This window comes from Mycobacterium sp. E740 (genome assembly GCF_001672895.1).
Classification (GTDB): Bacteria; Actinomycetota; Actinomycetes; order Mycobacteriales; family Mycobacteriaceae; genus Mycobacterium.
In genome coordinates this window covers 1-12,362 of sequence record NZ_LZKP01000132.1, presented here as the reverse complement: position 1 = coordinate 12,362, position 12,362 = coordinate 1, and the positions used below count along the sequence as shown (strand labels likewise).

The 12,362-nt window shown below is 67.8% G+C and carries 11 protein-coding genes and 3 pseudogenes; 11 read left to right on the top strand and 3 right to left on the bottom strand.

Annotated features, from left to right (window positions below; all coding sequences use genetic code 11):
- Window positions 1-198: pseudogene (locus A5663_RS12720) on the bottom strand (glycosyltransferase family 39 protein); the annotation flags it as partial.
- Here A5663_RS12720 and A5663_RS12715 point away from each other — a divergent pair.
- From A5663_RS12715 to A5663_RS12675, 9 genes and pseudogenes are all read left to right on the top strand, one after another.
- A pseudogene (locus A5663_RS12715) lies at window positions 194-1,660 on the top strand (glycosyltransferase family 39 protein); the annotation flags it as partial. The pseudogenes A5663_RS12720 and A5663_RS12715 sit on opposite strands and share 5 nt — an antisense overlap.
- A gap of 47 nt (window positions 1,661-1,707) precedes the next feature.
- Window positions 1,708-2,973 (top strand): bifunctional glycosyltransferase family 2/GtrA family protein, encoded by a 1,266-nt coding sequence (locus A5663_RS12710; protein ID WP_082974099.1) that lies wholly within the window; start codon window positions 1,708-1,710, stop codon window positions 2,971-2,973.
- Between the two features lie 27 nt (window positions 2,974-3,000).
- Entirely contained in the window at window positions 3,001-4,899 is a 1,899-nt protein-coding gene (locus A5663_RS12705; RefSeq protein WP_068149076.1) for a glycosyltransferase family 39 protein, read from the top strand.
- A gap of 20 nt (window positions 4,900-4,919) precedes the next feature.
- Window positions 4,920-5,318 (top strand): hypothetical protein, encoded by a 399-nt coding sequence (locus A5663_RS22625; protein WP_082974098.1) that lies wholly within the window; start codon window positions 4,920-4,922, stop codon window positions 5,316-5,318.
- Between the two features lie 108 nt (window positions 5,319-5,426).
- Entirely contained in the window at window positions 5,427-5,918 is a 492-nt protein-coding gene (locus tag A5663_RS12695) for a carbonic anhydrase (protein ID WP_068149039.1), read from the top strand.
- A 407-nt stretch (window positions 5,919-6,325) separates the two neighbouring features.
- On the top strand, window positions 6,326-7,255 hold the full coding sequence (cysD, locus tag A5663_RS12690) for a sulfate adenylyltransferase subunit CysD (RefSeq protein ID WP_068149081.1): 930 nt from the start codon (window positions 6,326-6,328) through the stop codon (window positions 7,253-7,255).
- Entirely contained in the window at window positions 7,255-9,123 is a 1,869-nt protein-coding gene (cysN, locus tag A5663_RS12685) for a sulfate adenylyltransferase subunit CysN (protein ID WP_068149036.1), read from the top strand. The genes cysD and cysN overlap by 1 nt, the downstream gene beginning before the upstream one ends.
- Window positions 9,120-9,851, top strand: coding sequence for a 3'(2'),5'-bisphosphate nucleotidase CysQ (locus tag A5663_RS12680; RefSeq protein WP_068149032.1), 732 nt, complete (start codon window positions 9,120-9,122; stop codon window positions 9,849-9,851). Before cysN ends, A5663_RS12680 begins: the two co-directional genes overlap by 4 nt.
- Before the next feature lie 8 nt (window positions 9,852-9,859).
- Window positions 9,860-10,354 (top strand): RrF2 family transcriptional regulator, encoded by a 495-nt coding sequence (locus A5663_RS12675; RefSeq protein WP_068149028.1) that lies wholly within the window; start codon window positions 9,860-9,862, stop codon window positions 10,352-10,354.
- Here A5663_RS12675 and A5663_RS12670 read toward each other — a convergent pair.
- Window positions 10,333-10,725, bottom strand: coding sequence for a VOC family protein (locus A5663_RS12670; RefSeq protein ID WP_068149025.1), 393 nt, complete (start codon window positions 10,723-10,725; stop codon window positions 10,333-10,335). The genes A5663_RS12675 and A5663_RS12670 overlap by 22 nt on opposite strands.
- 55 nt (window positions 10,726-10,780) lie before the next feature.
- Between A5663_RS12670 and A5663_RS12665 the strand changes: the two genes are divergently transcribed.
- A complete protein-coding gene (locus A5663_RS12665) occupies window positions 10,781-11,794 on the top strand; it encodes a nitronate monooxygenase (protein ID WP_068149022.1) in 1,014 nt (337 codons plus the stop codon).
- Window positions 11,795-11,802: 8 nt separating this feature from the next.
- Here A5663_RS12665 and A5663_RS12660 read toward each other — a convergent pair whose 3' ends face one another.
- Window positions 11,803-12,216: a VOC family protein gene (locus tag A5663_RS12660; protein WP_068149019.1), complete on the bottom strand. Its 414-nt coding sequence runs from the start codon at window positions 12,214-12,216 to the stop codon at window positions 11,803-11,805.
- A gap of 35 nt (window positions 12,217-12,251) precedes the next feature.
- On the opposite strand from A5663_RS12660, the pseudogene A5663_RS23030 reads away from it, so the two are divergent.
- Window positions 12,252-12,362: pseudogene (locus tag A5663_RS23030) on the top strand (LLM class flavin-dependent oxidoreductase); the annotation flags it as partial.

The window sequence follows — 12,362 nt, the reverse complement described above, 5'->3', positions numbered from 1 at the left end:
CCGGCTGGCGTTCTTCTCGCAGGCGCGCTGCGTGCAGTACCCCGCAGCGACGAGCAGCAGCACCAGCAGCGCGTCGGGGTTGTTGAACCGGAAAATCAGCGCCGTCACCGGCGTCAACGCCAGCACGCTGCCCGCAAGCAGGGCCGCACCCTGCCCACTCACCCTGCGGACCGCGGCATAGAGCAGCGCCACCGACGCGCTGCTGGTGCTGCTGCTCGTCGCTGCGGGGTACTGCACGCAGCGCGCCTGCGAGAAGAACGCCAGCCGGTGGTGGCTGGTGGCTGCCGGCGTCGCGGTCGGTTTCGGGTTTCTGGCCAAGATGCTGCAGGCTTTTCTCGTGTTGCCCGGCTTCGCCGCCGCGTATCTGGTTGCGGGCCACGGCCTTTGGCGGCGACGGCTGTCGGGGCTGCTGGGCGCCGCCGCGGCCGTCGTGATCTCCGGCGGTTGGTACCTGCTGCTGGTCGAATTGTGGCCATCGTCGTCGCGGCCTTACATCGGCGGGTCGCAACACGACAGCATCGTCGAGCTGACGCTGGGCTACAACGGGTTCGGCCGGCTCACCGGCGACGAGCCGGGCGGCTTGGGCAACCTCAACCACGACGTCGGCTGGATGCGGCTGTTCGATGCCGGGATGGGCTCCGGCATCGCGTGGCTGCTTCCCGCTGCCCTCATGTGCCTCGTCGCTGGGTTGGTCATCACCTGGCGCCGGCCACGCACTGACATGACGCGGGCCGCGCTGCTGTCGTGGGGCGGATGGCTCGTCGTGACCGCTGCGGTGTTCAGCCGCGCCGACGGCATCATCCACTCGTACTACACCGTCGCGCTGGCGCCGGCGCTCGCCGCCTGTGTCGGCATCGGGTCAAACCTGCTGTGGCAGAACAGGGCCGACTTACGAGTGGCTGCCACCATGTCGGCCACGGTGGTGGTCACGGTGAGTCTCGCGGCAGTGCTACTGGCCCGCGACCCCGACTGGCTGCCCTGGCTGCGGGTGGTGGTGGTCGTCGTGGGAGTGGCTGCCGCTTTGGTGCTGCTGCTCGCCGGCAAGCTCGCGGCGCCGATACTTCGTACCGCGGTGATGCTGGCCGTGATCGCGTGCATGGCCGGGCCGGCGGCGTACGCGATCGCCACCGCGGCGACACCGCACACCGGCGCCGTTCCCTCGGTCGGTCCATCCCGGCACGGCGGCTTTCCCGGTCCTGGCGGCCATGGCGGTTTTGGCGGGTTCCCCGGCCCTGGCGGCCCGGTTCCCCACGGCGGGTTCCCCGGCCCTGGCGGCCCGGGCGGCCTGCTGGACGCGCCGAAGCCCGAGCCTGAGCTGTCGGCCCTGCTCACCGCGGATGCCGATCGCTACACGTGGACCGCGGCGGTGGTCGGCTCGAACAACGCGGCTGGCTACCAGTTGGCGTCGGGCGCGCCGGTGATGGCGGTCGGCGGGTTCAACGGCACCGACCCGGCACCCACGCTCGCGCAGTTCCAGGAGTTCGTCGCGGCGCGCAAGATTCACTACTTCATCGGCGGCAGCCCGATGATGGGGCGCCGCGCCACGAGCGGCAGTCGCGAGGCCGCCGAGATCGCCGACTGGGTTCGGGCCCACTTCTCACCGGTGAGCGTCGACCGCGCGGTCGTCTACGACCTCACCCGGCCGCCGCGAATCTCATAGCTCAGCCACAGGTCGGCCCAACGGCCCACACAACCGACGACTCGACGATGGGTGGCATGACAGACATGGCCCTGGACCACGGCACCTTCGCGCCGATGCGTTTCGAATGCCGCCCGAACGCTGCGTTGGCGGCCCGGGCAGCCGGCGTGCCCGTGCTCGACGTCGTGATCCCGGTGTACAACGAGGAGGCCGACCTGGCTGCCTCGGTGTACCGGCTGCACCACCATCTTCGGGAGCACTTCCCGTTCCCGGCGCGCATCACGATCGCCGACAACGCAAGCCAGGACGACACTCCCCGCATCGCCGCCGAGCTGGCCGCCGAACTCAGCGACGTGCGGGCCGTGCGACTGGAAGAGAAGGGTCGCGGCCGCGCGCTGCACGCGGTGTGGTCCGAGTCCGACGCTGCGGTACTGGCATACATGGACGTCGACCTGTCCACTGATCTCACCGCGCTGGCGCCGCTGGTCGCGCCGTTGATATCGGGTCACTCGGACCTGGCCATCGGGACGCGGTTGAGCCGTGGTGCGCGCGTGGTGCGCGGCGCCAAGCGCGAAGTCATCTCCCGCTGCTACAACATGTTGCTCAAATCGACTTTGGCCACGGGCTTTTCGGATGCGCAGTGCGGGTTCAAGGCGATTCGCGCCGACGTGGCGCGCCTGCTGCTGCCCTATGTCGCCGACACCGGATGGTTCTTCGACACCGAGCTGTTGGTGGTCGCAGAACGCAGCGGGTTGCGCATCCACGAGGTGCCCGTCGACTGGGTGGACGACCCGGACAGCCGCGTCGACATCGTCGCCACCGCCGCCGCCGACCTCAAAGGCATCGGCCGGCTGCTGCGCGGGTTCACCAACGGCACGATCCCGGTGCAGACCATCGCGGCGCAACTCGGTTCGGCCAGGGCGTCGGCGCCGGGATCGCTGTTTCGTCAGGTTGTCCGCTTCGGCGCCGTCGGCGTCGTCTCCACCGCGGCCTACGTCGCCCTGTTCCTCCTCACGCAAGGGTGGCTCGGGGCGCAGACGGCCAACTTGGTGGCGCTGATGATCACCGCTGTGGGCAACACCGCGGCCAACCGCCGGTTCACGTTCGGCATCGGGGGTGTGGCCAACGCGACCCGCCACCAGGTCGAGGGCCTGATCGTGTTCGCAATCGCGCTTGCCATCACCAGCGGCTCACTCGGCCTGCTGCACCTCGTGGTCGCCCAACCGCACCACCTGGTCGAGCTGACCGTGTTGGTGCTGGCCAACCTGGTCGCCACCGCCGCCCGGTTCCTGCTTCTGCGCGGCTGGGTCTTCCATCCCCGCCGCAACCGTTGAGCTCCTCTGACCCAAAGGAATCCATCGATGACGATCACCGCTGACGCGCGGCCGCTGAGCCCCGCGGCGCCACCGGAAAGACGCCCCGACGGACGCTGGGTGCGACCGGCACTGGCTGCGCTGCTGCTGACCACCGCTGTCCTCTACCTGTGGGGTCTCGGCGCATCCGGTTGGGCGAACGACTATTACGCCGCCGCCGCACAAGCCGGCACGCTGGATTGGAAGGCGTGGCTGTTCGGATCGCTCGACTCCGGGAACGCGATCACGGTCGACAAGCCGCCCGCCGCGATGTGGCTGATGGCGTTGTCGGGCAGGCTGTTCGGGTTCAGCGCCTTCACCATGCTGCTTCCCCAGGCACTGATGGGAGTCGCCTCCGTTGGTGTGCTCTACGCCGCGGTGCGGCGGGTCAGCGGCGCGACCGCAGGTTTGATCGCAGGTACGGTGCTCGCACTGACACCGGTGGCGGCGTTGATGTTCCGGTTCAACAACCCTGACGCGCTTTTGGTGCTGCTCATGGTGGTGGCCGCCTATTGCACGGTGCGAGCGACCGAATCGGCGAGCAGTCGCTGGATGGCTCTGGCCGGATGCGCACTGGGTTTCGCGTTCCTGACCAAGCTGCTGCAAGCGTTCCTCGTGGTTCCGGGCTTCGCGCTGGCGTTCCTGGTGGCCGCGCCGGTCGGGTGGTGGCGACGCGTCGGCAAGCTTGCGGTCGGTGCCCTCGCGATGGTGCTGTCCGCCGGCTGGTACCTCGCTCTGGTCGAACTGTGGCCGGCCGATTCGCGGCCGTACATCGGCGGGTCGACGAACAACAGCCTGCTGCAACTTGCCTTGGGCTACAACGGAATCCAGCGTATTGCCGGGGGACAGGGCCCCGCGGACCGAGGGCCCGGCGGTCCGGGCCCCGGTCCCGACGGCCCCGGTGGGGGCGCCCACATGTTCTTCGGCGGACAGCCGGGTATCGGCAGGTTGTTCGGCGAGTCGATGGGAACGCAGGCCTCCTGGCTGTTGCCCGCCGCCTTGGTCGGGCTGGCCGCTGCTCTGTGGTTCACCCGCCGCACCGCCCGGACCGCGGGCCTGCGTGCCTCGCTCCTGATGTGGGGTGGCTGGCTGCTGGTCACTGGTGCGGTGTTCAGCTTCATGGACGGCATCATCCATCCCTACTACACCGTCGCGCTGGCACCGGCGATCGCTGCCCTGGTCGGCATCTCGGGGTGTGAATTATGGCGAAGCAGAGAGCATCTCGGACCCCGCCTGACGCTGGCGGCGATGTCGGCGGGAACGGGCGTCTGGTCATTCGTGCTGCTCGACCGCGCGCCGGAGTGGTGGCCGGCTTTGCGCTGGGTGGTGCTGGCCGGATCGGTCGTGGTCGCGGCCGCTCTGGCCGTCGGTGCGCACCGGCCCGGACGTTTCATCAAGGTATTAGCTTGTGCAGCGGTGGCTTTCGGGGTGTCCGGAGCTGCCGCGTACACGGTGGCCACCGTAGCGAACTCGCACGGCGGGCCGATGGTCGTGGCCGGCCCCGCCAGCGCGCAGCCGGCTCCGGGTTTTGATGGACCCCGCAGTGGCGGCCGGGGTCCGGCAGTGGACAACCCGGCGCTCGAGGAACTCGTCGAAGGTGTGAACACGCGGTGGGCGGCCGCGACAGTCGGATCGATGACCGCGAGCAACCTCGAGCTGAAGACCAAAAGCCCGGTGATGGCGATCGGCGGATTCACCGGTGCAGACGATTCGCCGACGCTCGCGCAGTTCCAGGCGTACGTCGCCGATGGGCAGGTCCGCTACTTCGTCGCCGGCGGCCACGATCGCCCACCCGGGCACCGTTCTGGGAGCTCCTCCGACATCGAGGCATGGGTGCAGAAGACCTTCAAACCCATCCAACTGGGCGAGGTGACGGTCTACGACCTCAGCGTGCCGGTTGGCCAGTAGTAGATCAGAAAGGAAGAGATATGACATTGCAGCGACTCATCGCGGGGGCTCTCCTCGCCGGTGGCTTGGGCGCGGCAGCGCTGGGCGCAGGAATCGGCGTCGCGTCGGCCCAACCGGGACAGCCGGGACCTCCGGGGTTGCCGGTGCCGCCGGGTGTATCGGGTCCGCGGGGAATGCCGGGCGGACCGGGAGGCCCAGGCCCGCAGGGCTTTATGGGCCCGCCGCAATTTCCGGGACCCGGTCCGGCGCTGGCGCCGCCCCGGCCCGACATCCCGTGGCAGGATCGCGGCGGCTATGACCGTGCCGTCTTCGACCACCGTCCGTTCGAGTACCAGGGGCAGTGGGTCAACCCGTTGTTCGACCCTGTCCGCCAAGGCTGGGGATTCTGGCTGGGTCCCATCTGGATTCCGCTGGTCTGATCCCTCCAGACGACGGCCGCCCTGCCGGGGGAAGCAGGGCGGCCGTCTCCATTCGATCCCGATGATTTCTTGGCTCGCGAAACGATCGCGCGGCGATAGGGTCGATGGATGTCTGTGACCGACGAGTACCTGAAGAACAACGAGGCGTACGCAAGCAGCTTCTCCGGTCCGCTCCCGATGCCGCCGTCCAAGCAGGTCGCGGTGGTCGCGTGCATGGACGCCCGGCTCGACGTCTACCGGATACTCGGCCTGGGCGAGGGGGAGGCGCACGTCATCCGCAACGCCGGCGGCGTCGTCACCGATGACGAGATCCGCTCGCTGGCGATCAGTCAGCGACTGCTGGGGACCAGGGAGATCATCCTGATCCACCACACCGACTGCGGCATGTTGACGTTCACCGACGACGAGTTCAAACGATCGATCCAGGAAGAGGTCGGCATCAAGCCGCAGTGGGCGGCCGAGTCGTTCACCGATCTGGAGGAAGATGTGCGGCAGTCGCTGCGACGGATCGAGGCCAGTCCGTTCGTAACGAAGCACGAGTCCGCACGCGGCTTCGTCTTCGACGTCGCGACGGGGCGGCTGACCGAAGTCTCGCCGTAACCCCTCCCGCACCTTGCCGCGAGCGTGCGTGTTTGCACACGACACGCCGGGGAAAAGCAACATTCTGCGCACGCTCGCGCCGTCCCCACCGTGCGGTTATTTCACTACGGCACAGGCGGACTCGTGCGCTCCGCGGCACCAGGCCGTCCCGCTGATGGACGACGCACCTTTGCGCGTCGCACGCCGCCCCGACAGTTTGCGCACCTTCGGTGCGCCGCGAAGGTGCGCACAACACTGAAACTTGACGGCGTGTCGTAGACAGACACGCACGGTCGCGCCAAGAAGCGCTAAGAAGCGCCGAAAAGGTCCAAACAAGCGTGAGGCGTTGACAGCGGAAGCGGTCGCATTGTCTAATACCGGGTAATGGTCATAAATATGGTTAATTCTACCAACTTTACGGGGTAATGATGCCGACCACCACAACCGAACAACTCCACGCTGGGCGCTACGAGCTCAGCCATCTACGGTCCCTGGAGGCCGAAGCCATCCACATCATCCGCGAGGTGGCCGCCGAATTCGAGCGCCCGGTGCTGCTGTTCTCCGGCGGCAAAGACTCGATCGTCATGTTGCATCTCGCGCTCAAGGCGTTCCGGCCCGGTCGGCTGCCGTTCCCGGTGATGCACGTCGACACCGGCCACAACTTCGACGAGGTACTCAAGACGCGCGACGAGCTCGTCGAGGAGTTCGGTGTGCGACTGGTCGTGGCCAAGGTGCAAGACGACATCGACGCCGGACGCGTGGTGGAGACCATCCCTTCGCGCAATCCGATCCAGACCGTCACGCTGCTGCGCGCGATCCGCGAGAACAGGTTCGACGCGGCGTTCGGCGGTGCCCGCCGCGACGAGGAGAAGGCGCGCGCCAAGGAGCGGGTGTTCTCCTTCCGCGACGAGTTCGGCCAATGGGACCCGAAAGCGCAGCGGCCGGAACTGTGGAACCTCTACAACGGCAGGCACCACAAAGGTGAGCACATCCGCGTGTTCCCGTTGTCGAACTGGACCGAGTTCGACATCTGGTCCTACATCGGCGCCGAGAAGATCAAGCTGCCGTCGATCTACTACGCCCACCGCCGCAAGGTGTTCGAGCGCGACGGGATGCTGCTGGCCGTGCACAGACATCTGCAGCCGCGCAAAGACGAGGAAGTCGTCGAGAAGACGGTGCGGTTCCGCACCGTCGGTGACGTCACCTGTACCGGCTGCGTGGAGTCGCACGCCGCTACGGTCGCCGAGGTGATCGCCGAGACCGCGGTCTCGCGGCTCACCGAACGCGGCGCCACCCGCGCCGACGACCGGATCTCCGAGGCCGGCATGGAGGACCGCAAGCGTGAGGGGTACTTCTGATGGCTGACGCAAATGTGCGGCCCACCGCGACGCTGCTCCGGATCGCCACCGCAGGATCGGTCGACGACGGCAAGTCCACCCTGATCGGGCGACTGCTGTACGACTCCAAGGCCGTCATGGAAGACCAATTGGCTTCCGTGGAGCGCACTTCCAAGGAACGCGGTCACGACTACACCGACTTGGCGCTGGTCACCGACGGCTTGCGCGCAGAACGCGAACAAGGCATCACGATCGACGTCGCCTATCGCTACTTCGCCACGTCCAAGCGGAAATTCATCATCGCCGACACCCCCGGTCACATCCAGTACACCCGCAACATGGTCACGGGTACGTCGACCGCACAACTGGCGATCGTCCTGGTCGACGCCCGGCACGGCCTGCTCGAGCAGTCGCGCCGCCATGCCTTCCTGGCGTCGCTGCTCGGCATTCGGCACATCGTGCTCGCGGTCAACAAGATGGACCTGATCGACTGGGACAGAGAGCAGTTCGAGAAGATCCGCGATGACTTCCATGACTTCGCGGCCCGCCTCGACATCCACGACGTGACCACGATCCCGCTGTCGGCGTTGCAGGGCGACAACGTCGTCACCAAATCGCAGAACACGCCGTGGTACGAGGGCCCGCCGTTGCTCACCCACCTCGAAGAGGTGTACATCGCCGGTGACCGCAACCTCGTCGACGTCCGTTTCCCGGTCCAGTACGTCATCCGGCCCCAGAGCGTCGAGCATCACGACCACCGCAGCTACGCGGGCACCGTGGCCAGCGGCGTGATGAAGGTCGGCGACGACATCGTGGTCCTGCCCAGCGGCAAGCCGTCGCGGATCGCGGCGATCGAAGGGCCCGCCGGACCGGTCGACGAGGCATTCCCCCCGATGGCCGTGGCGATCAGCCTGGCCGACGACATCGACATATCCCGCGGTGACCTGATCGCGCGCCCCAACAACCAGCCGAGGGTGACTCAGGACTTCGACGCCACAGTCTGCTGGATGGCCGACGAATCCGCTCTCGAACCTGGCCGTGACTACCTGGTCAAGCACACGACCCGCACGACGCGCGCCAGGGTCACCGCTCTCGACTATCGCCTCGACGTGAACACGTTGCACCGCGACAAGGAAGCCACCGCGCTCAAACTCAATGAGCTGGGCCGTATCTCACTGCGCACGCAGAAGCCGCTGCTGCTCGACGAGTACAGCCGCAACTCGGCCACCGGATCGTTCATCCTGATCGACCCCAACACCAACGGCACCGTCGCGGCGGGGATGATCCTGCCGCAGGTGACTGCGCGCACCTCGAGTCCGAACACCGTGCGCCACGAGTCGCTGTGCAAAGCAGAGGACCGGCTGAGCAAGGGCAGAACGGTGTGGTTCACCGGGCTGTCCGGCTCCGGGAAGTCCTCGGTGGCCATGCTGGTCGAGCAGAAGCTGATCGAAAAGGGCGTTCCCGCATATGTTCTCGACGGGGACAACCTTCGCCACGGGCTCAACGCCGACCTCGGTTTCTCGATGGCCGACCGGGCCGAGAACCAGCGCAGGCTGGCGCATGTCGCAGCGATCCTCGCCGACTCCGGGCAAGTTGTCCTGGTGCCCGCGATCAGCCCGCTGGAGGAGCACCGGTCGCTGGCGAGAAAGGTGACAATGGACGCCGGGCTCGACTTCTTCGAGGTGTTCTGCGACACCCCGCTGGAGGACTGCGAACGACGCGACCCCAAGGGCCTGTACGCCAAAGCGCGGGCCGGCGAGATCACCCACTTCACCGGGATCGACAGCCCCTATCAGCGGCCCAAGAACCCCGACCTGCGACTCACCTCCGACCACGACCCCGAGCAGTTGGCCGACATGGTGATCGCGATGCTCGAGGACCGCCGGTGAGCGATCACGCCCTCGCCGCGCGACTCGCCGCCGCTGCCGGGGACCTCCTGCTCGGCGTACGTGCCGAACTCGCCGACGCCACGGAGGGTGAGCGGAAAGCCGCGGGGGACAAGCGGTCTCACGAGTTCCTGACCGAAGCGCTCGCGGCCGAGCGGCCCGACGACGCGGTGCTGTCCGAAGAGGGCGCCGACGACCCAGTCCGACTGACTGCCGAACGGGTGTGGATCGTCGATCCCCTCGACGGCACCCGCGAATTCTCCGAACTCGGCCGCGACGACTGGGCTGTGCACGTCGCGCTGTGGCAGGCCGGCGAACTGGTGGCCGGGGGGGTCGCACTTCCCGCGCAGGGCATCACGCTCGCGACCCCGAGAGTCGAGTCGCCGGCCGAGGGCCCAGACAAACCGCGAATTGTGGTGTCGAGGACACGCCCTCCGGCGATCGCACTCGCGGTTCGCGACGCCCTGGGCGGTACGTTGGTCGAAATGGGTTCGGCCGGAGCAAAAGTCGCTTCCGTCGTCCAGGGGCTGTCAGATGTCTACGTGCATGCCGGCGGCCAGTATGAGTGGGACTCGGCAGCACCCGTCGCTGTTGCCCGGGCTGCTGGTTTGCACACCTCCCGCATAGACGGTTCACCGTTGACCTACAACCGTCCCGACCCGCTGCTGCCGGACCTCGTCGTCTGCCGGCCCGAGCTCGCCGACGCGGTACTCGCCGTCACACGGAATTGACCGGGCTCATGCGCATGTCGGCCAAAGCCGAGTACGCCGTCCGCGCGATGGTGCAACTCGCGACCGTCGAGGACGGTGTCCTCGTCACGACCGACGAGCTCGCCAAGGCGCAGGGCATTCCGCCGCAGTTCCTCGTCGACATTCTCTCCGCCCTGCGAACCGACCGCCTCGTCCGCAGTCACCGCGGCCGTGACGGCGGCTACGCGCTGGCCCGCGCCGCTGAGCACATCAGCCTCGCCGACGTGCTGCGCTGCATCGACGGCCCGTTGGCCAGCGTCCGGGACATCGGCCTCGGCGACCTCCCGTACACCGGCCCGACGACCGCGTTGACCGACGTCTGGCGTGCGTTGCGCGCGAGTATGCGTTCGGTTCTCGAGCAGACCAGCGTCGCCGATGTGGCCGGCGACGCACTGCCCGAGCACGTGCGCGCGCTTGCCGACGACTACCGCCGGCAGGAGAGCAACCGCGGCCACTCGCTGAGTCAGCCCGCGCCGGATCCGTAGGGCCGGGTGATGATCTCGAGGTAGTGGCCCGCGGGGTCTCGGAAGTACACACCGCGGCCGCCGTCGTTGTGGTTGATCTCGCCCGGGCGGGCCCCCCGGGGATCGGCCCAGTGCGGCAACCCGCGCTCCTGGATACGGCCGTAGATCGCGGAGAACTCGTCCTCGGACACCAGGAATGCGTAGTGCTGCGGGCGAATCTCCTCGTCCGGGCTCGCTTGTGCGTAGTCGAGGCTGGCGTCGTGCGCGAGTGCCACCGCCAGGAAATGGCCGAACTCTTCGGCAGGCGGCAGCCCGAACAACTCGGTGAAGAACCTTGCCGATTCCTCACGGTCCTTCGCGGCCACGATGGTGTGGTTGAACGTGATCGCCATACCGATCCAGTCAACCACCGTTGGCCGCACAGCGGCAACGGTGCACGATGTAGGCGTGGCGTTCGACTTCAGAGATCTTGGGAATCCGGTCATCGTGGCGCCGATGGCGGGTGGCCCGTCGACACCCGAACTGGCTGCCGCCGGCACAGAAGCGGGTGGCCTCGGCTTCGTTCCTGCCGGCTACCTGACCGCCGACGTCTTCGCAGAGCGTCTGGGCGCGGCACAGCAGCTGACGTCAGGTCCCGTCGGCGCCAATCTCTTTGTTCCGCAGCCCAGTTCAGCCACGCCCGCTGCCATCGCCCGATATGCGGAGGACTTGTCGTCCGACGCCGAACGGTACGGCACCGCTCTCGGTGAGCCCCGGTTCGACGACGACGCATGGGCGGCCAAGATCGACGTGTTGCTGGACCTGCGGCCCGCGGTGGCGTCGTTCACGTTCGGTCTTCCCAGCGCCGAGGAGATACAGCGGCTTCGCGCCGCCGGCATCACCACGGTCGGCACTGTGACCACCCTGGCCGAGGCGCAGCAGGCGGTCGCGCGGGGGGTGGATGGGCTTGCGGCACAAGGGCCTGCGGCGGGCGGCCACCGCGGTACCTTCGACCCATCCGCCGAACCGTCGGACGTCCCGCTGGAGGCGCTGCTGGCTTCGCTGATCGAGAGCGTCGACGTGCCCCTCATCGCCGCAGGTGGCCTGATGACCGCCGACGACGTCGCTCGAGTGCGGCGCGCGGGCGCGGTGGCCGCGCAGCTCGGCACCGCGTTCCTCCTCGCCGACGAGACGGGCAGCAGTGCCGTACACCGTGCGGCCATCCACGACGGCGGATTCACCGAAACAACTGTGACCAAAGCATTCTCGGGCCGGTACGCACGCGGGCTACGTAACCGGTTCACCGACGAGCACGAGGCCCAAGCGCCGTTGGGTTACCCCGAGGTGCATTACCTGACCAGCCCGTTGCGGGCAGCGGCCGTGCGAGCTGGTGATCCGCACGGGGTGAACGTGTGGGCGGGCACCGGTTTCCGCAAGGCGAATCCCGGCTCGGTGGCCGACATCATGGCCGCACTGGTCTGATCGCCCCGTCACTTCGGGGCGGTCAACTCCAGCGCGATGTTGTCCGGGTCGCGGAACTCCAGTATGTACGTCGGGCCGATGTCCTTGATCGGTTCGTGCGCCACCCCGATCTCATCGAGATGTCTTGCCGCGGCGTCGAGTTCGTCCTTGTTGGACAGCCGGAAGGCGACGTGGTCCAGCCCGGTGCGATTCTCGTCGAATAGGTCGTCGGCCACCGGGCGCAGACCCACGAGCGCGCCGCCCAGGTCGTAGATGACGCCGCCGAAGAGGAAACCCAGCGCGTCGCGGGTGGCCGCGTCGGCGCCTTCGGGCAACTCGATGAGGACCCGCCAGCCGAAGACGGCTTCGTAGAACTCCCGCGACCGCTCGATGTCGGTGACGGTCAGGCGGACGTGTGCGATGGACGTGGTGGTGATCGCCATGACCCCATGTTGCCAGCCGTGCCAGAATCGCCGTCGTGCAGATCGGGATGACGATGCCGGTGATGGAGCCCGACCTCGACGCGGACACGCTGAAGGCGTGGGCGCGGGCAATCGACGAGGGGCCGTTCTCTTCGCTGTGCTGGGGT

Excerpts from the sequence above, each read along its gene's own strand:
- A5663_RS12660 (WP_068149019.1), bottom strand. The coding sequence starts at position 12,216 with ATGGCGATCACCACCACGTCCATCGCACACGTCCGCCTGACCGTCACC.
- A5663_RS12695 (WP_068149039.1), top strand. The coding sequence starts at position 5,427 with ATGTCTGTGACCGACGAGTACCTGAAGAACAACGAGGCGTACGCAAGC.
- A5663_RS12670 (WP_068149025.1), bottom strand. The coding sequence starts at position 10,725 with ATGGCGATCACGTTCAACCACACCATCGTGGCCGCGAAGGACCGTGAG.
- cysN (WP_068149036.1), top strand. The coding sequence starts at position 7,255 with ATGGCTGACGCAAATGTGCGGCCCACCGCGACGCTGCTCCGGATCGCC.
- cysD (WP_068149081.1), top strand. The coding sequence starts at position 6,326 with ATGCCGACCACCACAACCGAACAACTCCACGCTGGGCGCTACGAGCTC.
- A5663_RS12710 (WP_082974099.1), top strand. The coding sequence starts at position 1,708 with ATGGGTGGCATGACAGACATGGCCCTGGACCACGGCACCTTCGCGCCG.
- A5663_RS12705 (WP_068149076.1), top strand. The coding sequence starts at position 3,001 with ATGACGATCACCGCTGACGCGCGGCCGCTGAGCCCCGCGGCGCCACCG.
- A5663_RS12675 (WP_068149028.1), top strand. The coding sequence starts at position 9,860 with ATGCGCATGTCGGCCAAAGCCGAGTACGCCGTCCGCGCGATGGTGCAA.
- A5663_RS22625 (WP_082974098.1), top strand. The coding sequence starts at position 4,920 with ATGACATTGCAGCGACTCATCGCGGGGGCTCTCCTCGCCGGTGGCTTG.